The following is a 22,095-nucleotide window of genomic DNA, read 5'->3' on the forward strand; positions in this document are numbered from 1 at the left end:
GCCGACGATGGTGATCCCGACCCAGTGGAGATCCGATCCGACACGCAGCAGCAGGGGCCCTCCACTGAAGCCGCCGTGGACCCTCCCGTGTTCGGCCCCAAGATCACGAGCCTCCCGATGGAGGTGGTCAGGGTCCCAGCCCTCGAGCCGTGCGCTCTGGTCGTCTGGGCTCTCGACGCCGTCGGGGAAGCCCCAGATCGCGAACGACGAACCGCGGGCGACCAGCGCTCGGGCCTCGAGCTCACCAAGACCACGGGTCAGCGACGCAACGGCATCCCCCTCGGCCAGGCCAGGAACCCTCAGCAGTGCCAGGTCCACCGAGCGCCCGACCCCAGAGAGGTCGCCCGACGCGAACAGGACGTCGGCCGACGACGGGTCGTACGGACCGATCGAGTGAATGGACGGTTCGGAGTCCAGTGCCGTGGGGTGATCGGCAAGTGTCACCACGACGCCCTTGGCAGGATTCGGCGACTCGGACCGGCCACCACTGAACGTCCCGGTCCGGCTGAGAACGTGCCAGGCGGTCAGAACCCATCCCGGCGCGACGATCACGCCGGAACCGAAGTTGTCATCAGTCGTCGTCTTGCCGTTCTTGGTCTTCTCGACCCGGCACTGGATGCGAACCAGGGATGGCACCGCCGAAGGCCAATCGAGATCAGGCAAGCTTCACGCCCCCGGGATGCGGTCGAGGATCTCGCGCGCCCATTGTTTCGAGGTCACCGATCCGTGCTCCCCAACGTGCTCCAGCCCGGCAATCCAACCGGCACGATGGGACTCCGGCACCTCGCTCCAGTTGTCCGCATCGGCCAGAACGTGAGCCAGTGCCAGCCCGCACAGCTGGACCTCGAACTCCTCGTCGTAGAGCAGGTGGGAGAACGCCGCGTCATCGGGCAGCTCGAGTTTCTCGCGAAACTTCTCGAGTAGCTCCTCACTGCCGACCGCACCGCCGCCGTCGACGACGACGATCTCACCGTGGCCATCGGAGCTACCGCGCTGAACCGCCGTTCCCCTGGCAGGACCTTGATCCTGAATAACATCGGTCGCCCTGAGTCCTCTGCGGTTGAACCGGTTCAGCGACTCGATGAAGATCGATGCAGCGAGCATCGCAACCGGCTTCCCGCTCCAGGATTCGCCGCGCGGACCGTTTTCGAGCGAACGAGGTCCCGACAACGCTTTCCAAACGGCCGCTTCGAGCAACGCCGGGGCCTTCTCGATCGTGGCGTCCGAGATGAAGATGCTCTTCGACGCGCCCGCCTTCCGAGGTCGGCGCGCGTAGCCGATGTCGATGACTCGAGCCGTCACCAGCCGCAGGACAGTCTCGAGCAGCTTACTCCCAAGGATCGTCTGCACCACGAGGCCGGGACCGCTCTCAGGGATCGGGCACAGACCCCAGCGCATCATCGGATTCTTTACGACCTCGTCGTCGTCCGCGCCCTCCTTCTTCCTCTGCTCCCCGGTCCAGAAAGTGCGGCCGGTCTCGATGTCCGGCAGCGCACGCCGCGGTCCACGAAGGACCGCCCGTAGCTGGGACCCGACAGATTCAAAGGGGTCGAACTTCAGAGCCTCTACGGCCACCCTCCAGTCGTCACTCGACCGCGCCGCCCGCTGGAACTGGTCCATCCGCTTCTTCTCGGACTTCTGGCTTCCGTATCGGAACAGGCTCTCGTCGATCCAATCCTCGGAGTAGGGGTGGAGTGCGAGCAACAGCGCGTGACCGCGAACTCGATCGTCACTGGTTCGGGCCGACAGCGTCCACTCTCCCCGATCCAGTTCCTCGGGGAACGGATAGGGCTTCGCGTGGTACTCCATCTCGACGTCGTCCACGAAGACGTAGTTGCCATCGGCCGCCTCGTCGTAGGCGATGAGCGTCGGGGAGATCGGATGCCGCGAGGCGCTCTCGCTGACGGGCTCCATGGGGAACTCCGTCATCCCCCCGGGGGGCGGATCGGGCGGCTCGGGCGGATCTCCGGCTTCGTACAGCGGACGGACGTCGAACTCGCTCATGGCACTCGGAAACGATCGGGTGATTCGGATCGGCCGGGTCCACAGGCAACCTCCTCCCGGCTCCGTGGTCGAACCTAGCGCCGCCAACGGGGTCCGGGAAGGCCCTAGCCGGCGTCGACACGCCGCTTGTCAGGCTGCTAGTCTCCCGAGACCCGGCCCATGCTCCCGAGCACAGACAGATCTCGACCCTACGTCCTGCGTGTCACCTCCGACGACGGGAACCCGGCGGCGGGGATCCTGGTCTCGGAGAACTATGCGGTGACCTGCTGGCACGTCGCCAACGGCAGTGGAAAGTTCAGCGAGAAGGTCCCCAACTCCCGTGAGGCGGCATGGGGGCTCTGCGCCGGCGGTCGGCCGGCCGAGGTCGTGGCCTGGGGCGACCTCCCTGGGATCGGCTATGAGGTAGACGTGGCTCTGCTGAAGCTCGAGGGTGCGCCAGCGAGTCTCGAGAGTGCCGACCTTGCCCTGGCGTACGACTCCCGACTCTTCGACCAGCTCCTCGACAGTGTTTCCTACCTCGAGGTGGAGGGGTTCCCTCGCCACTCGCCGACCTCGCACGTCGAATCCTGCCGGCCACACAAGGGATCGGGATCGTCGAGTACGAGCCGGGGTGGCCAGGTCACCGAGTTCGGCCTCTTCGCCCGCGTCCACGAGGGAGTCAGCGGCGGACCCGTGGTCGCCGGACGTGGAGGCGAGGAGGTCTGCGTCGGGATGGCCTGTCTCGGCAGCTCGAGGTCGCTGCAGATGGCGGCCGTGTCGTCGGGTGAACTGCTGGCGCTCCTCGAGCACCACTTCGACGGAGAGCTTCCCCATGCGGTCCGAACCAGGCCCCTCGACGACTGGCTCATCGACCATGGCGTGATCGAAACGCGCGGGTCCTATCTCCGTGCACTGAGGGCTCGGGTCGAAGAGGACCACGACTTGCTCAGGATGCTCGGGGTCGATGACCTCGCCGACGAGTTCTTCGATCGGGTCTACGTCCGACTCGAGGTCGGAGTCAGTCCCTCGTTCGCGCAGCGTCTAGCCGATCTAGGCGATGAAGAAGACGCCAGCATTCCCCCGTCTGGTGTCCGCCTAGACCAACTGCTGTCGATCCCGCCTGCCCGGTTCGGCATCGCCGGGCCGCGATTCGTCCTGCGCGGCGAACCAGGCTCGGGCAAGACCACGATCCTGCGCCAGCTCGCCTGGTCCCTCGCCGGCGACGACGACGCCGCCTGGACGCCGGTAAGGATCGGGCTCCCCGACTTCGCGCGCTGGAGAGCGGGGCAGAATCGAAAGGGCGACGCCTGGGACAAGCTGCTCGACTACCTCGAGGAGCAGCAGGACATTGCCGATGCTCGCCGCGAGGCGCTCGTGGCCGAGCGCGAGCATGGGCGTCTGCTGCTGCTCCTCGACGGGCTCGACGAGGTCCGCGGCGAGTTGAGAACCACCACTCGCTCCTGGCTCGCGAACCTCTCCGAACAGATGGGCTCGTCCGCCATCGTCGTGGCGACGCGGACGATTCCGTATCGCAAGCCCGCGGGCGGCTACGTGGAGGCGGACGTCGAGCCCATGGGAATCGCTCAACAGAAGAAGTTCCTGAGCGCCTGGATCGGCGACGAGGGGGCGGCCGAGGATCACATCAAGCGCTGGGCCGACCTCCCCCACAGCCGATTGTCGCTTCTGGCCGGGAACCCGCTCTGGTTGACGTACTTCGGCTTGCTCTTGCGCCGTGGCGAGACGCCCGATGAGTCTCGCAGCGCACTCTACGAGCAGGTCCTCGAGCTGCTCCTCTCCGGTGAGTTCCAGGATCCTCCGAAGAAGAACCCGAATCCGGCCGTGATGCGCGCTGGGCTCGTGTTCCTGGCGGTCCAGATGAGCAAGAAGGGCGAGACAGCAGTTCGCAAGTCGGACCTCGACGCCCTATTCCAAGAGCAAGGCGTCGAGACGGACGTCGCCGTCCGCGCCGTGCTCAACGAATGGAGCCGACGCCCTGACGATTTCCTCCAGGACGTGCAGGCGATCACGGGGATCATCGGTCGATACGGCGAGAAGGAGGGGAGGAACTGGCGTTTCTGGCACGGCCAGCTTCGTGAGGTCCTGGTCATGATTTGGCTGCGGAGCCTCACCCGCGACGAGCAGCTCGCCGAGGCCGCCGCGCTGGCGGAGGATCACCTCGGCTTCTTCGCCGAACCGTTCGCGCTCCTGGTCGGCACGGATGAGCTGGCCGACAAGGACGAGATGATCGAGCGGCTCGTCGAGCACAATCCGGTCCTGGGGCGCAGAGTGCTGGCCAGTGCTACAGGAGTGTCGCCGTCGACGGTCGAGAAGGTGCTGGGGCTCGATTCGTCGGACCCTGAGCGTCGCGGCGAGATTCTCCTGGACCTGCCGAACATCCTGGGTCGCGGGGAGGGGGCACGGGCCGCAACGATTCAACTCGTCGAACGGCTGTGGATGGCGAGCCGGTCCAGCGAGGAGGAGATGTGGGCGGACTGCTACCACCTGGACGAGCTACTCGTCGCGCTCGAGGAGGAACCGGGTGAGCTAGTGTCCACTCGTAGAGCCCTGTACTTCCGGCGCTTTGGACAACCGGACCGTCCGACCTTGAAGGAGTTGTTTCCGCCGATCCACGGGCTCACCCCCTTTCCTCGGATCGATCCCGGTTCATTCGCAATGGGTGACGGGGACGCTCCCAGTCGCCAGCAGGTGAAGATCCCAACCCCATTCCGGCTCGGGGCAACTCCCGTCACCGAGAGCCAGTTCAGCTTGATGTCTGGCAGGGAGATCGAGACGAGTAGCCGTAAGCCGAAGGGCGAGATCAACTTCTTTGGAGCCATGCTGTACAGCAGGTTCCTCGGTTGGGCGATGGGATCGGATCAGCCGGGCGACCTGCCGACCGAGGCTCAGTGGGAGTACGCAGCGCGAGCAGGCAACGAGGGTGACTACTGGTTCAGCCCTGGGGCCCTGGACGACCACGGCTGGTACGAAGGCAACTCGGGAGGTCGGGTCCACGACGTCGCCACTCGCCCCCCGGATGGCGAGGAGCCGCAGCAGCCGAATCCGAACGGCCTGTTCGACGTGCACGGGAATGTTTGGGAGTGGTGCCAGGACCTTCTCGGCGGCGCCGGCCCGTGGCGCGTGATGCGCGGCGGTAGCTTCTGGGACTCGGCCGCGAACTGTCGCTCGGGGTACCGGATCAGGAACCACCCGGCGAGCCGCCTCTGGGACCTGGGCTTCCGCGTCGTCCTCCCGGCCGACCGGAGCTTGGCCATCGATGATTGATCTTTGAGATGTGACTGTGAGGGGTAGGGAGCGGCACGATCGGCCATCCATTGCCCGAGTGCGGCCAGCAGCTACCGCGGGTTGCTGACGGACTGTCCTTGGCGGCCGATCTGCATCGGAGTCCGACTGGTCTCGGCATTCTGGGCGGCCGCTGCGGATCTCTTGGACCGACGAGAACGGCCGCACGCTTCGGACTCCTCGCGCCAACTGGCACTGGGCGGCCCAAGTGCGGCCGTCCTTGACCGCGGTCCAGCGGCCGATTCCATGGCGTTCCTCGGCCGCTCACCACGCGAATGGACGGTCCGAGCTCATTGTCGCCCGATCGGATGGCGCCGCGCCGATTCACTTCGGCCCGGCGTCTGTTGCCCGGGGATGCGCCGACAAGACCGCCTCACCTGGATCAACCAGGACGACCGGCGATCTGGCGAGGCGACCTCGCAAACTCGCCGCCGCGTCTCCACGAGATCGACGGACCGGATGGCAAGCTCGATTGCACCGCCTCTGAGCGACCCGTCGCGCCGGCGACCCTGACGCGGTGACCGCCGCCGACTCGGGGCCGATCGGCGGCCGGGCCCCTGCGATCGAGCTCTGCGCGATTCGAAGGTCGGAATCGTGCCCTGGCCACGTCGAGCGATCCCAGTCATGCCGAAGGGGTCACTCGGATCTGCAGGGAGCCTCGCCAAGGTCCTCATGACGAGCCGGCCCCGTTGGGTCGGATGGCGGCCGCGTCATCTGAGAGGCGAGGCCCGACCACTTGATCGTCCCGCCCACGCACGGCTCACCGAGGCACGGGGGCACGGCAGGCGGGGCATGAGCTCCCGCTTCGAGCCCGCCCTGCGCCTCACCTTCTCGATCGGCCTACGGTCCCCGCTCGATCCGTCCGCTTTTCTCGGCGGCTGGATCCGCTGGGACCGTGCGCGCGCGCGTCGTCGCCGGGCCCTGGACTCCCTTTGCCGCACCTTCGGGAGCTTCACCGCGTTCATGGCCCAGGGGGAGTGGCACGGCGCGTCGGAGCCCACGCTCGTGGTCGTGGTCGTGGTCGAGGTGACCGACGCCGCGGGCGAGGCCGATGTGATCGCCCGCGCGGAGCAAGAGGCCTTCCAGCTGGCCTCGAGCCTCGGCCAGGAGGCCGTCGCGCTCGAAACCGAGCGTGTCGGATTCGCCCTGGTCGGACGCGAGCAGGATCGCGCGGGCGGAAGCTCGAGCGCGATCGGCGCGCAGGTCGTCGGATGAGAGATAGAGCGTGGGCCGGCGCTCCTCGTCGCGTGTGGAGCGCGACATCGCCGATCACGCACGGCCGTCGACCCGTCCCCGCGACCGCGGACTGCGGTCCGCACTGCCTGGTCCGCATCGCGGAGCATGCCCGTCCCGCCCGCGAGCGGCCGCGCCTTCCCTTGGAGGCCCCTTCTCGGTGAGGGGGGGACGGCAGCCGAGCCAGCGGATCGGCGCTCCGCCGAGCTCGAGGGCTTCCCTCGGCTCTCCCCAACGACCGGTCGGCGCGTCCCGACCGAGAGCCGGAGGGCCTCCATGGCCGAATCGTTCCCTACCAACTTCCTCGACGCCCAGCGTTTCACCGCCGCGTCGAGCTACTTCCAGCAGGGCCTCGCTGTCCTGTCCAGCCTCGGCGCTCGGATCCCGAGCGGGCGAAACTACGTTGGGCAGCCGCTGGACCCCGGCCCCGACGGCGAGGCCTTCGCCTGCCGATGGGCCCCGGAGGGCACCACGGCCCCCCACGACCACGGTGGTGGCGAGGGCCTCGTGCTGGTCCAGGAAGGTCTCCTCATCGAGACCAAGTTCGAATTCGACGGGTCGGAGTTGGTCCCGGTCGAGCGGCGCATGCTGCTCCCCGGGGACATCACCTGGCTCGGTGGACGCGACATCCACACTGTCGAGGCCCACGAGCCGTCGTGGTCGCTGCACTTCTACTGGGGCAAGGGCGACACCTACCGGATCTTCGACCCGGTCGGACGCGTGACCCACGAGGTGCGGGACACCGGCGCGTGGCTGCCGGTCGACCCCGACTCGATCGTGGCGTCGACTCCCTGGAGCTGACGACAGAGGAGTGAATCGGCGCGTCGTCGGCCTAGCAGGCGGCGCGCCGCTTGCGTTCGAGGCGTCCAAGGGATCGCGGCCTTGGGCGAGGCACCGACCCACTTACCGACGAAGGGTGATTCGGGAGGCAACTCCGTGCCGCCCAGTGTCACTGATCAGGTTCGCGCTGGCGCGTGCTCGAGCATTACCGATCTGGCCTCGGACGCTCCTGGGCCGGATCTGGGCCCTCTCCCGGCCGCTCCCATGGACGGCCGGAGGGTGGTAGCGGTGGACGGACTTGAACCGCCGACCCGCGGATTATGATTCCGCCTCGGGGGCTGGAGGCCATTGGAAGCCCTCCTGGGGGGTCATCCGGCGAGCCCCGCGAATCCGCGACTCGCCCCCACGCCTCCGAGATCGAGGCCGCGGGCCTGGCCGAGGGGGAGTTCATCTTCGTGCCCTCGCGCGCGGCCCTGGTGGCCCTGCTGCGGTGCCACCAAGACCTCTGGGCGGCCCTGGGCAAGGGCCCGATCATCCTGCGCGGAAGGGGGTCGAAATGACCTCCCTCGGTCCCTCCACCTGCGAAGGCTGCAAGCACACGCTGCCCACGGGGTTCGCCCGGTACTTCGAGCGCGCGGACGACCCGGAGTCCTACGACTACCTGTGCTTTCGCTGCGCGATCCGCCGCGGCCTGGCCTCCAGGAACGCCGTCGATCGCCGGACGATCTTCGAGCAGATCGAGACCATCGTCAGCTCAGATCGGTCCGAGCTGTGGGGCGAGGCGCTGTACCAGCGCAACCTCATCTGCCTGCCCGGACGGCTGACCACGCTGCTCGAGGGCGGGGAGATCCGCAATGCGGGCTGAGCCCCACCAATCCACCGCGCCGGCCGCGAGCTGGCGCCGAATCCCGGCTGCAATGCCGCCTTGCCCCCTTCATGGGGCGTCGGGCGCTGCAAGAGCCGGGGCTAGCAGAGGCAGCGCCATGGGGGCGCCCGTCGGGACTTACCACCCCACGAAGGCGGGCGCCCACCTCCCCACGAATGGGGAAAGCCCCGGCCACCCCGAAGGGCGGCCAGGGCCAGCAGAGGCCATGACGCCTTCGCGGTCGGGAACCACCCCGGCCAGCGTCACAGACCAGCGGGGAGCCTACCGCGCGCCCGACCAGCGCGCTAGATCCCCCCGATCCCACCCCGCCTGACCAGCGGATCCAGCAGAGGCCACGGAGCAGGAGATGCCCCAGTGACAGACTCGAACCAGTTGACCAGAGATCAGCGCAGCGCCCTGGAGTGGGCCAAGCGCGCCCACATCCTGCGAGCGGAGCGCACGACCGAGGACGTGGGCTACCGCAGCCCCGACGGCGGGCCCCGGCACGGCAGCGAAGTGGTGCGGGAGTTGATCGCCAGGGAGTTCTTGGCCCGCCGGGATGACGGATCGGTGCGGATCACCCTGCTTGGGATCCACGCGGTCAACAAGGGCGGCGGCGACGACGGCGGGAGGGCGGCGTGAGCGAGTACCACAAGATCCAGACGGTATGGCTCCGCGACCCCGAGACGAATCACAAGACGCTCCTGGAGGGGCGCTGGGCGAAGCCCGAGTTCGAGTACCTGCGAAAGAACTCCTGGACCTTCACCGAGAAGATCGACGGGACCAACGTCCGGCTGATTCGCGCGAACGGCTGCGACGTCCGGGGCAAGACCTTTCGCGCGCAGCTCCCTCGTGGAGTCTTCGAGGCCGGCGCGAGGATCGTGAAGAGCTCAGCCTTCGCTCGCCTTCCGGAGGAGATGGTTCTCTACGGCGAGGGCTACGGGGCGAAGATCCAGAAAGGTGGTGGCAACTACCGCCAGGACCAGGGAATCGTCCTCTTCGATGCCTGGTGTGGGATGTGGCTGGAACGGTCGAGTCTCGAAGAGATCGCGGAGTCTCTGGGGCTGGAGGTCGCCCCCGTGATCGGCTCGGGGCGGCTGAGCATCGCGATCGACTGGTGCCGCAGCGGCGATCTCAAGTCCCGCTGGGGTGACTTCCCCGCAGAGGGCATCGTTGCCCGCCCCGAGGTCGAGATGCTCAACCGCCGCGGCGAGAGGGTCATCACCAAGATCAAGTGCCGGGACTTCCGCGAAGGGAGGGCGGCGTGAGCGCATCCCGCAACGGCCGCCTGAACGACCGCCCGGCGATGCAGTGGTACACCGGCGACTACCTCTCGAGCGGCAAGGTCCAGCGCATGGACTGGGCCGAGAAGGGGGTCTACGTGCACCTGCTCAACCGTCTCTGGGAGGCCGGGGGGTGGCTCGCCGACACCCCCGATGACCTGGCTGACGCCCTGGGCTGCGATCCCGAAGAGGTGCCGAGCCTGGTCACCGATCGCGTCCGTCGGTGCTTCGTCTTCGAGGATGGGAAGCTGGCGAGCCCGCGGATGCTGCGGGAACTGGAGCATGCCGACGCCTACCGCGAGGCGATGTCGGAGGCGGGTCGCCGGAGCGCCGCGAAGCGCCAGGCCAAGGCCGCACCCCCCTCCAAGGCCCCGAAAACGGCGATCGAGGCCAACCAGGCTCAACCAGGTTCCAACCTGGTTCAACCTGGTTCAACCAAGGTTCAACCTGGTTCAACACCCAACCCAACCCAACCCAACCCATCCCAACCCAGTAAGACCCCCCAACCCCCCACCGCTCCCGAGCCCGAGCCCCCGCCCAAGCCCCGGGCGGCAGCGCCTGCGGCGCAAGCTCGCTCCGCTCGCGGTGGTCGGGCCAAGGTCGCGGCGTGGGATCAGCTCCTGGCCCCGGGTGGCGAGTTCGAGCGGCTGCGGGGCGGCCCGTTCTGGGCGATGCTCGAGGTCTGGACCGAGCACCTGGCCGCCAGGCTGTCCAAGGCCCACACGCTCGTCGGCGCCCGCACGGCGCTGCGCAAGATCGAGACCATGGGCCCAGTGCGGTTCGGCTGGGCCGTGGAGCACTCGACGGCCGGGAACTACCAGGCCCTGGTCGAGCCCGACCGACCTCGCGCCGGGCGCCCAGTTGGCACCGTGGGCGAGCAGATCGCCGAGCAGGTGCGAACCGGCGCGCTCGAGCTCGTCCCGGCCCCGACCGAGGACTTCGACTGGCGCAAGGCCGACCGCGAGCGGCGGCACGGGAGGCGGGCATGAAGCGCGCCGAGCACGTCGCGAAGACCCTCGCGTTCCTGGGCGAGTGCTACCCCGGGCTCCGCAACGGCGGGCCGGCGCAGCTCGCGGCCTGGTCCGCGATCCTCGGGAGCTACTCCCTGGCGCAGCTCCTCGAAGCGGCCGAGGCCGTGGCGCGGACCCACACCTACGGGATCCCGGCGCCCGCGCACCTGGTCGAAGCGATCGAGGGCCGGCTCGTCTGGAGCCAGGTCCCCTACCGCGACATCTGGGGTTCGCTCCGGGTCGACGGCAACGGCCGGCGGGTGACCGAGGCGAAGCTGGTCCGCCGCTTCCCGGACGGGCGAGAGGAACCCGCCGACGATGCGCTGGACGACGAGCGCCCGATGCTGCCGCCTGGCGCGAAGACCGCGGGGATGCTCGCGGCGGAACTGGCTGGGGGTGACTCGTGAAGCGCTCCAACCCCAACCGCCGCGAAGCCTGGAACCAGCGCCGCAACCGCAAGCGCCTGGAGCGTCACCGCGAGTTGAAGCGCAGGAGCGCCAATCGAGGATCCGGGTTCCAGTTCGAGCGGGAGCTTGCCGAGCGTCGCGCGGCCCTCGCCGATCGACGCTGGGCCCGCGAGGAGTTCAGGCGCCTGGTGCTGATTCGCGCCGGCCATCGGTGCGAGCGGTGCAGTTCGGCTTGGGAGCTTCAAGCTCACCACTTCCTGCCCAAGTCTCGCGGCGGCCCAGACCTCCCGGAGAACGGCATTTGCCTGTGCGCAAAGTGCCACCGGGGCGTCCACGACCACACGGTCGAGGACTGGGCGAGCTGGATCGATTCGCGGAAGGCGGGTGCGGCGTGATTCTTCGACGATACGGAGCGTGCGAGGGCGCCCAGCTCTTCGACGAGCTAGTCGTCGACAACTTCGCTGGAGGCGGTGGAGCCTCCATTGGGATCGAGCAAGCCCTCGGTCGGTCGGTGGACGTGGCGATCAACCACGATCGCGAGGCTGTCGCGATGCACCGAGCGAATCACCCGGGCGCACGGCACCTCTGCCAGGACGTCTTTCGGGCGAAGCCTCTCGAAGTCACAGGCGGTCGTCCCGTGGGTCTCGCATGGTTCAGCCCCGACTGCACCTACTTCTCGAAGGCCCGCGGCGGACGCCCCATCCGGGACACGCGCCGCAGGGATCTGGCTTGGGTCGTGATCAGGTGGGCGAAGACCGTTCGGCCCCGGGTGATCCTCCTCGAGAACGTCGAGGAGTTTCGAACCTGGGGGCCGCTCGGCCGCGACCGACGCCCATGCCCCCGCCGCCGTGGCCGCACATTCGAGCGGTGGGTCTCCGAGCTCCGGTCCGCGGGCTATGACGTGGAGTGGCGGGAGCTGCGCGGCTGCGACTACGGAGCGCCGACCACTCGAAAGCGGCTCTTCCTGATCGCCCGGTGTGATGGCCAGCCGATCTCCTGGCCGGAGGCGACGCACGGCCCCGACCAAGCCCTTCCGTTCCGATCCGCCGCAGAGTGCATCGACTGGTCGATTGCCTGCCGCTCGGTCTTCGAACGCAAGAAGCCGCTGGCGGACAAGACGCTGCACAGGATTGCGACCGGGCTCCGCCGCATCGTGCTCGAGGCGCCCCAGCCGTATCTGGTCCGCCTCCAGGGGACCTCGGAAGCCCACCTTCGAGCGGCTTCGAGCGCCACAGATGCCCCGCTCGGCGCAGTCTGCGCCGGCGGCGGACACCATGCCCTCGTCGCGCCCTTCACTGTCCCCAGGCACGGAGAGCGACCCACGCAGGCCCCGCGCTGTCGCGCCATCGATCGTCCAGCGCCGACAGTCACCGGCACAGCGAACGGCGCGAGCCTCGTCGCGGCCTGGCTCGTCAAGCACTACGGCGGCGTCTACGGGCACGGATTGGAGCGTCCCGCAGGCTCTGTCACGACCCGCGACAGCCACGGCCTCGCCTCCACGACCCTGGAGGGGCCGACCGATCGTGGCCGGCTGGTCGCCGACCTGATCCGCACCTACGCCCCTGGCCCATTGCGGACTGATGAAGCAGGGAGGGTCCTGCTGATGGTGGACGGGGCCAACCACGCCCTTGTCGACGTCGGGATGCGAATGCTCGATCCCCGGGAACTCTTCCGGTGCCAGGGCTTCCCCGAGGACTACATCGACGACTGGGGCATCGACGACGACGGATCGCGCGTGGCGTTCACCAAGGCCACCAGGACGCGCCTGGTCGGGAACAGTGTTTGCCCCCCGGTGGTCGAGGCGATCGTCCGTGCCAACGCGCTGGAGCTGGCAGCGGAGGCTGTGGCATGACCTGGAAGCAATCCCGAACCCTCCCGAAGTGGTGGCTCTACGCAGACGGCCGATCGGGCCCTCGCTGCGAGATCGTGCACTCCGAGGCTGGATTCCACGCTTCGCACTACACGGGGTTCGTAGCGGAGTCGCGGCCGTTCCCGACGCTCGCGCTGGCGCAGCGATGGTGCGAGTGGGCGGAGGATGAGGTGGAGCGCGGGCTCGAGATCGCCGCCCCGGCGCTCCGCGCGATCGTTCAAGCGGTTGTCGCCGAAGGTGAGCATCGGCAGGCGCCGCTTCGTGCGCGCGTTGATCGCATCGTCGAAGACATCCGCCTCCCCGGGCTCTACCCGCTGGGCCACCCGCTGCACTACCACGGATCGAGACTCGGCTTGCAGCCTGGACCTGAAGAGGGCGCACATCACGGCGGCCTGCCCAAGGTGCAGATCGCCGACGAGGACCTGGCGAAGCTCTGGGAGGCGACGCAGTGACCCACCCCAACTGGACAACCCCCCGCCCCGGCCTCTGGTCCTTCGCCCAGGGCGACAAGGAGCGCGCCCTCGTCGTCCGCGACGACCAAGCCCGCACGCTCGACCCTTGGACCTGCTACCTGATCGCCGGCGATGGGAGCCTGACCGAGATCGGGGAGCGCTCGACGCCGGTCGATGCCCGCGCACTCGTCGAGCGGGAGCTGGCTCTGCGCGATGCCCGCCGAAAGGCCCTGTCGCTACCGGCGCCGCTTGGCCTTGGGCTTCTCGCCCTCGGCCTTCTCGCAGGCCCGCTCAATCTCGAGGCGCAGGCGCTCAGCGCGCCCCTCGGCATCGGCCCGGAAGTGCGCGACGGCATCCGCCGGCAGTTCGTCGAAGAACGGGGCGCCCCCAGCCAGTTCCCGCCTGGCCGCCAGGTACGCGCGCACCGCCCGAGCGATGTCGAGGGGGCCCCCGTGCCGCTGGGCCCTGTTGGCGGCGTCGACGGCCTCTTCCGTGGGCATCCTGTGGACGCGCACCAGGTGGAGCTTGAGCCCGTGCCGGCTCATCTCGTCTTCGTCGTCGTCGCACAGGGGGCACGCAACCGGATCCACCGGGACCGCGGCGCGCCCTCCCGCCTTCCTCTTGGACTGGGCCATCCCGGGGAGGATCTGGCCCGAGAGTGAAAAGATCCAGGATTTCCCCGGATCTGACTTGTGCTGGTCTATCCGATATGGTGATATCTAATCATCGAGAGGGCGGTGGGGCTGACCACCCCGCAAACCAGCCGCCCCGGAAAGCAGAGAGCCATGGCTACCACGACCCGACCGACCTCCCGCAAGCGGCCCCTTCTGGGCTCGCTCCAAGTCCGCGACGCGATCGACGAGATCGCCGCGACCCTTCGCACGGTCCCGATCGGAGCGAGCTTCGCCTTCGGTGACGACCGGGCCCGCTCCATCGACATCGGGGGCATCGTCTACCCCGACCAGAAGGGCTACGACCCGCGCGCGCTTCGCGAGCGGATGGACTACTCGCCCAACGACGAGGCGACCGACGACGAACTGCGCGCCGGCTGGGCCCGCGTCGAGGAGTTCGATCTGGCCGCCGAGGAAGTGCGCGAGGCGCTGGAGCAAGCGCGCGAGCAACTCAACGACGGGCAGACCGAGACCGCGATCGAGACCCTGCGCGCGGCTGGCGCGAAGTGGGTGGACTTCCTCGATGCCGAGTGCTCGCTGGCCTGCGACGTTGCTCGGGAGCACTTCGAGCTGCTCGGGCTGGGAGAGGGGGCGTCGGCGTGAGCAGCTCAATCGAAACCAGCGGCCCCCAACTTCTCACTGAGCCGCCCGAGGACTTCCTGGAGCGCCTGGCGGATATGACCTGGAACCACGAGAAGGAGCGGGATGGCATCAGCATCGACGAGATCCATGCCTTCGACGCCATCAACCACGTGGTCAGCGGTACCGTGGAGATCGACGGTTTGGAGTACGGCTTCCAGATCGAGTCGGGCGACATACACGGGACGCTGGTTCACGCCTGGGGCGCCGCAGAGGATGTTGGCCGGTACGTGCCGCCCGAGCCCGAGCAGCGGACGTTCATCCCGCGCGACCGGGAGTTGCCGACGCGGCGCCCCGAGATGTTCGCCGTCTATCTGGCGTGGCGCGATACGCCCTGGTTCAAGGAGAAGGTTGGCGGGCTCAACTACGACTCGCACTTCGCCCCTGGAGGGAAGACCGAGAGCTACTACAGCGACTGGGCTGCCCAGCGAGGCATGACCGTGGGCGGCATGAGCGACTTCCGGGCGATGCTCGCGGAGTACAAGGCTGGTCAGGCGATGGAAGGGGGCTCCAAATGATCCTCCCCACCCGCATCCCCTCCCCCACTCCCGAGGAGCAAGCCGCCCTCGAAGAGTGGCGCACCGTCCGCCGCACAGGCATCGGGTCCTCCGACGCCGCCTCCGCCTGCGGGCTCGACAAGTATCGCTCGTCCCTCCAACTCTGGGGCGAGAAGGCTGGGCTCTTGGCCGAGCCGGACCTCGACGATGTGGAGGTGGTCTACATGGGCCGCGTGCTCGAGCCGGTGATCCGCGAGGAGATCAACCGGCGAACGGACTTCGAGGTCGTGCCCTACGACTCCGAGGACCTCGCCGGGGCGTTCCCTGACTGCGAGCTCGCTGGCATCTGGAACGGGCAGCCGCTCTACCGTCACAAGACCGAGCGATGGCGCCTGGTGTCTCCTGACGGCTTCGTGAGGGCGACGCGCGAGATCGAGTTCACGGACGACACGGGGACCGTCGTGCTCGTCCCCGGCGAGCTGTTGCTCCTGGAGTGCAAGTCAGTCGGCTTCTACGCCGGCGCCGACTGGGACGCCGAGCCTCCGATTCGGCCACTGATGCAGGTGACGCACGGGATGGCGACCTTGGGGCTCAAGGCCACGATCGTTGCGGCGATGGTCGAGCGGAACTTCCGCCCGTACTACCAGCCGCTCAATGACCGCCTGGCCTTGAACATGCTCCAGCGCGAGCGGGCCCTATGGGGCTGCGTCGAGAGCATGACCGAGCCGCCGTTCACACAGGAGGTAGACCCCCGCGCCTGGATCGAAGCGCACGATCGACTGCACCCCGACGACACGGGAGAAGAGGTCGAGGTCGACGCGGTTGTCGATGATCTGCTGGAGACCCGGGACGAGCTGAAGGAGCGGATCAAGAAGACCGAGGAACACGCCAAGGCGATCGAGGCGAGGCTGGCCGAGGCGCTCAAAGACGCGACCTTTGGGCGGACTCCATCCGGCCGCAAGTTCTCACGGAAAACCATCGCCGTAAGCGGTGGCACTATCGAGCGAAAGCCCTACACTTATAGGCGCCTTCACGTCGGGAAACCGACGGCGCCGGCCGCGGTCTGACCAGCCGCGACAACCCGAAAGCAGAGAGCCATGACCAACCAAGGACTCATCAAGTCCAACGACTCGCGGATCGTCCAACTCCGCGGGAACCTGGACCGCATGGGCGATCAGATCGAGCGGGTGTTGCCCGCGATCATCTCCCCAGAGCGATTCGTGGCGACCATCGTCGCCTACGCCCAGCGAATGCCCGCACTGTTCGAGTGCGAGCCGCTCTCGCTCTACGCTTCCGTCATGGAGGGCGCCGTCGCCGGCCTCTCGTTGGACGGGTTCACGGGCGAGGGCTACCTGATCCCTCGCTACGACAAGCGCATCGGTGGCAAAGCCTGCACCTTCCTCCCGGGCTACAAGGGCCTGGTGAAGTTGATGATCCAGGGCGGCGGAGTGGACACCGCGGTCGGCCGCCCAGTGTTCGAGAAGGATCACTTCGAGTTCCGCTACACCGCGGAGCGCGACGAGCTGGTCCACGTCCCGACGCGCGAGGGTGAGGCTGGCTTGCTGATCGGCGCCTACGCCATTGGGCGCAAGCGTGGCCAGGATCCCGTTGTCCGAGTGTGCTGGCGCCCCGAGATCGACGCGGCGCGCGGCAACGGCGCGCAGAACTCGTTCGGCTGGCAGGACCACTTCGCGGCGATGGCCTCTAAGACCCCGCTGCGCCGGATGGCCAACATGGTTCCGCTGTCCCCGGTTGCCGCGGTGATTGCGCGTCGCGAGGATGCGATGGACGGAGGCGCGCACCTTCCACTCGTCGATCGAACAGTGATCGACCAAAGCGTAGCCGCGAGCCTGGAGCGCGTGGCCGGCCGGGATATCCCGGAGGAGGAGTCCGCGTCGACGCGCGCTGACGAGCTGGCAAATCGACTTGGAGGCTCCGAGCGCGAGCCAGGCTGCGACGACGAGCCCCCGCTCGACCCCGAGGACGTTGCGCTGTTCTCAGGCGCTGGGCGCGGTGGCGACCCGGAGGGCGCGTGATGACCTCGAAGCAAGACTGCATCAGCCGCTTCAACTCGGACGCCACCCGCCGCTCCGGCTACTGCGAAGGCATAGCCGAGGCCACAGATCACCTGCGCCAAGGAGTCGGCGTGATCGTCAACGACTTCGTGCGCGACTCCGCCGACATCCTCACGCCGGGGCGGCCCGGCTTCGACCCACGCGCGGCAGCTCTCGTCGAGCGGCTGCGGACCTTCATCGACCCCAGGCATTCCACGCCACCGGGGCAACCCCAACCCGCGAACGGCTGACCACCGCTAGCGACTACTGAGCAGAGGCCATGACCGAAAACACCATCACGATCGAGAACGTCGGCGCCATCGAGCACCTGGAGATCCCCGTACCCGAAGGGGGCGGCATCGTTGTCCTGCGTGGCCTGAACGGCCGAGGGAAGACGACCGCGCTGTCCGCTGTCGACCGGGCCACCGGGGGAGACGCGAGCCTCACCCCGCGCGACGGCGCAGCCAAGGGGCGCGTCGATGGCCTGGGCGTCAAGCTGACCGTTGGCCGCAACACCCGGCGCTCGGGCACGCTCACCGTCTCGGCCATCGCCGGCGCGGACCCGAGCGTCCTGGTCGACCCCGGCATCAAGGACCCCGAGCGCGCGGACGCGGCCCGGATCCAGGCGCTGTGCCGCCTCACCGGGCTTCGCGCGACCTCGACTCTGTTTGCAGCCGCCGCCGCTTCCTGCGGCCTCGACCTGGACCGCGCGCTGGACGGGCTGAACATGGCCGATCCGGTCGCGGTTGCCGGGAAGCTGCGCCGGGACGCCCAGGCTCGCGCCCGTGACCTCGAGTCCCAGTCGGAGCGAGTCCGGGCCGGGGCACTGGCTGGGAAGGAAGCGGCCGAGGCTTCCGAGCCCCTGGACCCGAAGGATGCAACGGACGCCGAGGCGGAACGCGCCGCGCTGGCCTCCGATGTGGCGGCCCTGGCCGAGGACCGTACCTGCCACGAGCGCGCCGAGCGCGAACTGGCGAAGCTGGCCGCCGAGTCGGAGGCGCTGCGCGAGCGGCTCGACGATGTCGAGTTCAAGCAGCGGCAGATCGCCAACGCCAGGCCGACCTGGGGCGAGAAGCAGGAGCAGGCCCTCGCCCAGCGCCGCGAGGCCATCGGCGCCCTCGACGAGAAGGTGAAGGCTGAGCGCACGCGCATCGAAGCCTTCCGCCGCCTGGAGGAAGCGAAGCTCCAGCTCGCCGCCTCGACCAAGCTCGCCACCGACGCGAAGAGGGTCCGGGATGCCGCCCAAGGCTTCGACGGGGCGATCACGGAGCTGATTGGTGGCGTTGTCCCCGAGGGCATGACGATCGAGGGTGGCCGAATCATGGTCGCCTACGGGCGTCCCAGCCCGACGCCCATTGCCGAGCTGTCCTCCGGCGAGCGGTGGCGGATCGCCCTCGACATCGCGATTGGTGCCGCGGGCGAGGGTGCGCTGTTGGTCGTGAGCCAGGAGGCGTGGGAGGGGCTCGATCCCATCAACCGTGCCGACCTAAACACCGCCGCCAAGGAGCGGGGCGTGGTCGTGATGACCGCCGAGGCTGCCGCCGGTGCAGTGCGCGCCGAGATCGAAGGGGGTGCCCTGTGAGCAACGATCCCCAGATCCCCCACCCCGTCCTCGACCGCATGGGCGCCGCCGTCGCCTGGAAGCGCAAAGCGGAAGCCGCCGGCATCAAGCTCGGCCGGGTTCCTGGCAAGGCGGAGACCTTGCGTTCGAAGATCCAGGAGCGCCACGGTGCCGCCGTGCTGGCCTCCGCCACGGCGCGCCTCGAGCTGTCGGAGGCCGACACGCTGGCCGCGCAACTGGCCGCGCTGGCCGATGGGGTCACCGACGACCTCCCCGACATGCTCCGCGTGCTCCGAGCCGCCGAGCAGGTGGAGCCCGCAGCCACCGAAGCCACCGAAGCCGCCGAGCAGCCGGAGCCGGTCGGAGGTGAGTCGTGAAGTCCCCGACGCTGGAGCCCCGCGCCATCCGCGCCAAGGTCGGCGACAACGTGCGCGCCCTGCGCCTGGGGCTGGGCCAGAGCCAGGAGGAGTTCTGTGCGACCGTCGGCCTGTGCCAGTCGCGCATCTCCCGAATCGAGTGCGGGCACAGTTCGCTGCGCGCCGACGACATCGCGAAGATCTGCCTGGCGCTTCGCGTCAACGCGGGCGTGCTGCTCGAGGGGGTGGTGTCGTGAAGGCAGAAACCCGCCTTGAGCTGCTCGGCCTCTTGGCCATCGCCGTGTTCTTGATCGCTCTTTGGGTCGGCAAGTCGTCGTTGGAGGCCCGCGCCTTCAACCGCGCGACGGGTAAGAGCGTCACGGCTCTGGACGCGATGTTCACGACCTTACGGGTCGAGGGGGCTGCGCGATGATCCCCGTCCTCGACCCGCTGGCTCGGATCCTCTCCGACACCATGCTCTGGACGGCGGTGCTGCTCGTGATCGGGCTCAACCTCCCGCGGTTGCGGAAGGGGGTGCGGTCGTGAAGTACCTCGACCACGACGAGCAGTGGTACCCCTATCACGGCCCGCGCGCGGGCACGGGCACTCCGCTAGGCTGGACGAAGACCAGGCGCGGAGCGCGCCTCAGCGTCGACCCCTTCGATGGCGGCTGGGCCGACGATCTGATCGACCGCGCCTTCGCAATCATGGCCCTGTGCCCGCAGCACACCTTCCAGGTGCTCACGGCGCACCCGGAGCGGATGCGGGAGTACCTGACGGCGCCTTTCCGTGTCGGGGACGAGATCGCCGAGGCGGTGCGTCGGATCAACGCCGAGAGAATGAGCGAGGTTGAGCATTGGGCCGCGGACCACGATGTCCCGGCCTGGCCCCTCCCCAACGTCTGGCTCGGGGTCAAGGTCGGCAACCAGGCCGAGGCCGACGAGCGGATTCCGCACCTGCTGGACACCCCGGCGGCGCTGCGATTCGTGGTCTACGAGCCGACGGGGGCGGTGGACTTCCTCTACTTGCAGCCGGTCGATCCACCGACCGAGATCGACGCCATCAACGGTACGCATGGAGTCCTCCGCCCGCATGGCGGAACGTGCGCCAAGCTCGACTGGATCATCATCCAGGGCCAGACCGGCCGCAAAGCCAAGCCCTGCGACGTGGACTGGTTCCGCTCGGTCGTCGAGCAGTGCAAGGCGGCGGAAGTGCCGTGCTTCGTGCGGGGGCTGGGGTCGCACCCGTTCTGCGGCAAGTATGAGCACGCGCTTGGCCTACGCGAGGCGACCGCCTACACGGCGCGGTGCTCGATGGACGTTCACCACCCGAAGGGCGCCGACCCCTCCGAGTGGCCCGAAGACCTGCGGCGCGTCCGCCAGTTCCCCAAGGGGATGGAGGTGCAGCCGTGAAGTGGCTCGACCGCGCCCTCTGCATCCTCGCCGCCTGCGCCTGCCTCGGCGTCGGCTACCGCTTCGGACACCACGCCGGCATCCGAGAGGCCGAAGCCACCTACATCGAGCGCCTGCGCGAGGCTCCCAAGCTCCGCCAGTCGCTCCCCGATCTTGCCCCGAACGAGAGCGGCCTCCCGCTCTACTCGGGTGCCTGGCGCCTGCCGGAAGGGAGCAAGGTGCGATGAGTTCGTGCAAGAACTGGATCGGAGACGAGTTCTTCTCTGGAGACCGCCAGTCCGAGGACGTTTCGATGAAGCCACTCCTCGGCAAGGTGATCGGCGAGGCGTTCCGAATCGCTTTGGTGGACTCGCTGCCGCCGGAGACTTCCGACGAGAGGCGAGTGGCGATCTACCGCGACGCCCACGCCATCTCGGATGAAGAGTGGCTCGGCATCGACCCAAACGCCCTGGCTCGGAATGTTGGCGTTCGGATGCTGGGAACCGGCGGGTGGACAATCCGCGGGGCCTACTCGGGCAGCGCCAGCGCGCGGGAGGTGTTCGACGCAACGATCGGGAACGCCGACGAGAACCTGGCGGACAGGCTCGCCGCCGAACTGGGCGAGCACCTGAACAGCGGCGGCGAGGGAGGTGGGAACCGATGAGGCTCATCTCCTTCTCCATGACGGAGCCCCAGATCCTGGACCGATCGAAGACCGTGACTCGCAGGACAGGCTGGCGGCACGCGAAGGCCGGCGACCTGCTCCGAGGCGTCCACAAGTGCATGGGCTTCAAGCCCGGTGAGAAGCCCCGGACGCTCGCCACGGTGCGCGTCGTGGAGGTCCGCCGCGAGCGGCTCGACGCGATCACAGACCAAGACGTAGCGCGCGAGGGCTACCCCGGACAGTCGGCGGACTGGTTCGTCGCGAAGTTCTGCCAGGCGATGCGCTGCACGCCGGAGACAGAGGTCGCGCGGATCGAGTTCGAGTACGTCGACGAGGGCGAAGGAGGTGGCGCTCGATGACCGACTTCGAACCGACCGCCTCTCCGCTCGAGTGGCCCGCAGGCTGGGTCCGGACGACTTCGCCCACCCGAGCCCGATTCGACGATCGGCTCACCGTCGCGGCCGCGCTCTCGGTCCTGCGGGCCGAGCTGGATCGCCTCGGCGCCTCCGGCGTGGTCATCTCGAGCAACTTGCAGCTCAGGCTCGACGGGCTCCCCCGCTCTGGGCAGGGCGAGCCTCGAGACCCTGGTGCAGCGGTCTACTTCCGTCTCAAGGGGAAGCCCCACGTTCTCGCCTGCGACCGATGGTCGCGCGTCGCCTGGAACCTCCGGGCGATCTCGAAGCACATCGAGGCTCTCCGCGGGATGGACCGATGGGGCGTGGGTTCACTGGAGCGCGTGTTCACCGGCTACCAGGCACTGCCGGCGCCGGCGTCCGCCGTGAGCTTGCGCTCCTGGTGGGACGTCCTGGGCGTGGAGCGCAGTGCGACCACTGAGCAGGTCCAGGCCGCATACCGCGCCCTCGCCCGTGAGCGTCACCCCGACGCAGGTGGCTCTGACGCGCTCTTCTCCGAACTCGGCCGAGCGCGCTCTGAGGCGCTGCAGGAGATCTCTCGATGACCTCGGCACCCCTCACCGACCGCCAGCGCCTGGAGGGCTGGCTCTGCTTCTTCCGGGCGAGCATCGAGTCCGGGCACGTCGCCTGCATCCCGCGTCCGGCGGTCGAGGGCATGGTGGCTCT

At 68.6% G+C, this 22,095-nt stretch carries 27 protein-coding genes, 1 tRNA gene and 1 pseudogene; 26 read left to right on the forward strand and 3 right to left on the reverse strand.

Going from position 1 to position 22,095, the window contains the following annotated elements:
- Positions 1 to 54 precede the first annotated feature (54 nt).
- Together Pla133_RS26285 and Pla133_RS13330 are read right to left on the reverse strand one after the other, a co-directional pair.
- Positions 55 to 636, reverse strand: a pseudogene (locus Pla133_RS26285) (S1 family peptidase); the annotation flags it as partial.
- A 30-nt stretch (positions 637 to 666) separates the two neighbouring features.
- Positions 667 to 2,004: a hypothetical protein gene (locus tag Pla133_RS13330; RefSeq protein WP_145066000.1), complete on the reverse strand. Its 1,338-nt coding sequence runs from the start codon at positions 2,002 to 2,004 to the stop codon at positions 667 to 669.
- A 159-nt stretch (positions 2,005 to 2,163) separates the two neighbouring features.
- Between Pla133_RS13330 and Pla133_RS13335 the strand changes: the two genes are divergently transcribed.
- The 3 genes from Pla133_RS13335 (at position 2,164) to Pla133_RS13345 (ending at position 7,317) form a co-directional block, all read left to right on the forward strand.
- Complete coding sequence (locus tag Pla133_RS13335; RefSeq protein WP_145066002.1) at positions 2,164 to 5,265, forward strand: SUMF1/EgtB/PvdO family nonheme iron enzyme; 3,102 nt, start codon at positions 2,164 to 2,166, stop codon at positions 5,263 to 5,265.
- Between the two features lie 810 nt (positions 5,266 to 6,075).
- Positions 6,076 to 6,498 (forward strand): hypothetical protein, encoded by a 423-nt coding sequence (locus tag Pla133_RS13340; protein WP_145066004.1) that lies wholly within the window; start codon positions 6,076 to 6,078, stop codon positions 6,496 to 6,498.
- A gap of 294 nt (positions 6,499 to 6,792) precedes the next feature.
- Positions 6,793 to 7,317 (forward strand): cupin domain-containing protein, encoded by a 525-nt coding sequence (locus Pla133_RS13345; RefSeq protein ID WP_419191502.1) that lies wholly within the window; start codon positions 6,793 to 6,795, stop codon positions 7,315 to 7,317.
- Positions 7,318 to 7,576: 259 nt separating this feature from the next.
- Here the strand turns inward: Pla133_RS13345 and Pla133_RS26290 are convergent.
- Positions 7,577 to 7,709 (reverse strand) — tRNA-Leu (locus tag Pla133_RS26290).
- Positions 7,710 to 7,852: 143 nt separating this feature from the next.
- Here Pla133_RS26290 and Pla133_RS13355 point away from each other — a divergent pair.
- The 23 genes from Pla133_RS13355 to Pla133_RS13465 all read left to right on the forward strand — a co-directional run bounded on the left by Pla133_RS13355 (position 7,853) and on the right by Pla133_RS13465 (position 21,974).
- Positions 7,853 to 8,161 carry a hypothetical protein gene (locus Pla133_RS13355; RefSeq protein ID WP_145066010.1) on the forward strand — a complete coding sequence of 103 codons (309 nt, stop codon included), beginning with the start codon at positions 7,853 to 7,855 and terminating at the stop codon, positions 8,159 to 8,161.
- A 375-nt stretch (positions 8,162 to 8,536) separates the two neighbouring features.
- Entirely contained in the window at positions 8,537 to 8,803 is a 267-nt protein-coding gene (locus tag Pla133_RS13360) for a hypothetical protein (RefSeq protein ID WP_145066012.1), read from the forward strand.
- On the forward strand, positions 8,800 to 9,429 hold the full coding sequence (locus Pla133_RS13365) for an RNA ligase family protein (protein WP_419191503.1): 630 nt from the start codon (positions 8,800 to 8,802) through the stop codon (positions 9,427 to 9,429). Before Pla133_RS13360 ends, Pla133_RS13365 begins: the two co-directional genes overlap by 4 nt.
- Complete coding sequence (locus tag Pla133_RS13370; protein ID WP_145066016.1) at positions 9,426 to 10,433, forward strand: DUF1376 domain-containing protein; 1,008 nt, start codon at positions 9,426 to 9,428, stop codon at positions 10,431 to 10,433. The genes Pla133_RS13365 and Pla133_RS13370 overlap by 4 nt, the downstream gene beginning before the upstream one ends.
- On the forward strand, positions 10,430 to 10,861 hold the full coding sequence (locus tag Pla133_RS13375; RefSeq protein ID WP_145066018.1) for a hypothetical protein: 432 nt from the start codon (positions 10,430 to 10,432) through the stop codon (positions 10,859 to 10,861). The genes Pla133_RS13370 and Pla133_RS13375 overlap by 4 nt, the downstream gene beginning before the upstream one ends.
- Positions 10,858 to 11,256 carry an HNH endonuclease gene (locus Pla133_RS13380; protein WP_145066020.1) on the forward strand — a complete coding sequence of 133 codons (399 nt, stop codon included), beginning with the start codon at positions 10,858 to 10,860 and terminating at the stop codon, positions 11,254 to 11,256. The genes Pla133_RS13375 and Pla133_RS13380 overlap by 4 nt, the downstream gene beginning before the upstream one ends.
- On the forward strand, positions 11,253 to 12,713 hold the full coding sequence (locus Pla133_RS13385; RefSeq protein WP_419191504.1) for a DNA cytosine methyltransferase: 1,461 nt from the start codon (positions 11,253 to 11,255) through the stop codon (positions 12,711 to 12,713). Before Pla133_RS13380 ends, Pla133_RS13385 begins: the two co-directional genes overlap by 4 nt.
- A gap of 74 nt (positions 12,714 to 12,787) precedes the next feature.
- Complete coding sequence (locus Pla133_RS13390) at positions 12,788 to 13,183, forward strand: hypothetical protein (RefSeq protein WP_145066022.1); 396 nt, start codon at positions 12,788 to 12,790, stop codon at positions 13,181 to 13,183.
- Positions 13,180 to 13,845, forward strand: coding sequence for a hypothetical protein (locus Pla133_RS13395; RefSeq protein ID WP_145066024.1), 666 nt, complete (start codon positions 13,180 to 13,182; stop codon positions 13,843 to 13,845). Before Pla133_RS13390 ends, Pla133_RS13395 begins: the two co-directional genes overlap by 4 nt.
- Before the next feature lie 123 nt (positions 13,846 to 13,968).
- Positions 13,969 to 14,457, forward strand: a complete 489-nt coding sequence (locus Pla133_RS13400; protein WP_145066026.1) for a lysozyme inhibitor LprI family protein — start codon at positions 13,969 to 13,971, stop codon at positions 14,455 to 14,457.
- Positions 14,454 to 15,011 carry a hypothetical protein gene (locus tag Pla133_RS13405; RefSeq protein WP_145066028.1) on the forward strand — a complete coding sequence of 186 codons (558 nt, stop codon included), beginning with the start codon at positions 14,454 to 14,456 and terminating at the stop codon, positions 15,009 to 15,011. The genes Pla133_RS13400 and Pla133_RS13405 overlap by 4 nt, the downstream gene beginning before the upstream one ends.
- Positions 15,008 to 16,057, forward strand: coding sequence for a YqaJ viral recombinase family nuclease (locus Pla133_RS13410; RefSeq protein ID WP_145066030.1), 1,050 nt, complete (start codon positions 15,008 to 15,010; stop codon positions 16,055 to 16,057). The genes Pla133_RS13405 and Pla133_RS13410 overlap by 4 nt, the downstream gene beginning before the upstream one ends.
- A gap of 30 nt (positions 16,058 to 16,087) precedes the next feature.
- A complete protein-coding gene (locus Pla133_RS13415; RefSeq protein ID WP_145066032.1) occupies positions 16,088 to 17,026 on the forward strand; it encodes a recombinase RecT in 939 nt (312 codons plus the stop codon).
- Positions 17,026 to 17,295, forward strand: a complete 270-nt coding sequence (locus Pla133_RS13420) for a hypothetical protein (RefSeq protein WP_145066034.1) — start codon at positions 17,026 to 17,028, stop codon at positions 17,293 to 17,295. The genes Pla133_RS13415 and Pla133_RS13420 overlap by 1 nt, the downstream gene beginning before the upstream one ends.
- Before the next feature lie 29 nt (positions 17,296 to 17,324).
- A complete protein-coding gene (locus tag Pla133_RS13425; RefSeq protein ID WP_145066036.1) occupies positions 17,325 to 18,626 on the forward strand; it encodes an AAA family ATPase in 1,302 nt (433 codons plus the stop codon).
- 38 nt (positions 18,627 to 18,664) lie between these two features.
- Positions 18,665 to 18,982: a hypothetical protein gene (locus Pla133_RS13430; protein ID WP_145066037.1), complete on the forward strand. Its 318-nt coding sequence runs from the start codon at positions 18,665 to 18,667 to the stop codon at positions 18,980 to 18,982.
- Positions 18,979 to 19,218: a helix-turn-helix domain-containing protein gene (locus Pla133_RS13435; protein ID WP_145066038.1), complete on the forward strand. Its 240-nt coding sequence runs from the start codon at positions 18,979 to 18,981 to the stop codon at positions 19,216 to 19,218. Before Pla133_RS13430 ends, Pla133_RS13435 begins: the two co-directional genes overlap by 4 nt.
- Entirely contained in the window at positions 19,215 to 19,394 is a 180-nt protein-coding gene (locus Pla133_RS13440; protein ID WP_145066039.1) for a hypothetical protein, read from the forward strand. The genes Pla133_RS13435 and Pla133_RS13440 overlap by 4 nt, the downstream gene beginning before the upstream one ends.
- A gap of 109 nt (positions 19,395 to 19,503) precedes the next feature.
- Positions 19,504 to 20,373 carry a DUF5131 family protein gene (locus Pla133_RS13445; RefSeq protein WP_419191505.1) on the forward strand — a complete coding sequence of 290 codons (870 nt, stop codon included), beginning with the start codon at positions 19,504 to 19,506 and terminating at the stop codon, positions 20,371 to 20,373.
- On the forward strand, positions 20,370 to 20,600 hold the full coding sequence (locus Pla133_RS13450; RefSeq protein ID WP_145066041.1) for a hypothetical protein: 231 nt from the start codon (positions 20,370 to 20,372) through the stop codon (positions 20,598 to 20,600). The genes Pla133_RS13445 and Pla133_RS13450 overlap by 4 nt, the downstream gene beginning before the upstream one ends.
- 86 nt (positions 20,601 to 20,686) lie before the next feature.
- Positions 20,687 to 21,016: a hypothetical protein gene (locus Pla133_RS13455; protein WP_145066042.1), complete on the forward strand. Its 330-nt coding sequence runs from the start codon at positions 20,687 to 20,689 to the stop codon at positions 21,014 to 21,016.
- Positions 21,013 to 21,375: an ASCH domain-containing protein gene (locus Pla133_RS13460; protein ID WP_145066043.1), complete on the forward strand. Its 363-nt coding sequence runs from the start codon at positions 21,013 to 21,015 to the stop codon at positions 21,373 to 21,375. Before Pla133_RS13455 ends, Pla133_RS13460 begins: the two co-directional genes overlap by 4 nt.
- Complete coding sequence (locus Pla133_RS13465) at positions 21,372 to 21,974, forward strand: J domain-containing protein (RefSeq protein ID WP_145066044.1); 603 nt, start codon at positions 21,372 to 21,374, stop codon at positions 21,972 to 21,974. The genes Pla133_RS13460 and Pla133_RS13465 overlap by 4 nt, the downstream gene beginning before the upstream one ends.
- The last annotated feature ends 121 nt before the right edge of the window (positions 21,975 to 22,095 follow it).

It is taken from the genome of Engelhardtia mirabilis, assembly GCF_007748095.1.
Lineage (GTDB): Bacteria > Planctomycetota > UBA1135 > UBA1135.

What these genes read in the sequence shown, in the direction of transcription:
- Pla133_RS13340 (WP_145066004.1), top strand. Translation starts at nt 6,076, where the DNA reads ATGAGCTCCCGCTTCGAGCCCGCCCTGCGCCTCACCTTCTCGATCGGC.
- Pla133_RS13330 (WP_145066000.1), bottom strand. Translation starts at nt 2,004, where the DNA reads ATGAGCGAGTTCGACGTCCGTCCGCTGTACGAAGCCGGAGATCCGCCC.
- Pla133_RS13430 (WP_145066037.1), top strand. Translation starts at nt 18,665, where the DNA reads ATGGGCGCCGCCGTCGCCTGGAAGCGCAAAGCGGAAGCCGCCGGCATC.
- Pla133_RS13460 (WP_145066043.1), top strand. Translation starts at nt 21,013, where the DNA reads ATGAGGCTCATCTCCTTCTCCATGACGGAGCCCCAGATCCTGGACCGA.
- Pla133_RS13345 (WP_419191502.1), top strand. Translation starts at nt 6,793, where the DNA reads ATGGCCGAATCGTTCCCTACCAACTTCCTCGACGCCCAGCGTTTCACC.
- Pla133_RS13335 (WP_145066002.1), top strand. Translation starts at nt 2,164, where the DNA reads ATGCTCCCGAGCACAGACAGATCTCGACCCTACGTCCTGCGTGTCACC.
- Pla133_RS13420 (WP_145066034.1), top strand. Translation starts at nt 17,026, where the DNA reads ATGACCTCGAAGCAAGACTGCATCAGCCGCTTCAACTCGGACGCCACC.
- Pla133_RS13400 (WP_145066026.1), top strand. Translation starts at nt 13,969, where the DNA reads ATGGCTACCACGACCCGACCGACCTCCCGCAAGCGGCCCCTTCTGGGC.
- Pla133_RS13355 (WP_145066010.1), top strand. Translation starts at nt 7,853, where the DNA reads ATGACCTCCCTCGGTCCCTCCACCTGCGAAGGCTGCAAGCACACGCTG.
- Pla133_RS13375 (WP_145066018.1), top strand. Translation starts at nt 10,430, where the DNA reads ATGAAGCGCGCCGAGCACGTCGCGAAGACCCTCGCGTTCCTGGGCGAG.
- Pla133_RS13425 (WP_145066036.1), top strand. Translation starts at nt 17,325, where the DNA reads ATGACCGAAAACACCATCACGATCGAGAACGTCGGCGCCATCGAGCAC.
- Pla133_RS13415 (WP_145066032.1), top strand. Translation starts at nt 16,088, where the DNA reads ATGACCAACCAAGGACTCATCAAGTCCAACGACTCGCGGATCGTCCAA.
- Pla133_RS13410 (WP_145066030.1), top strand. Translation starts at nt 15,008, where the DNA reads ATGATCCTCCCCACCCGCATCCCCTCCCCCACTCCCGAGGAGCAAGCC.
- Pla133_RS13465 (WP_145066044.1), top strand. Translation starts at nt 21,372, where the DNA reads ATGACCGACTTCGAACCGACCGCCTCTCCGCTCGAGTGGCCCGCAGGC.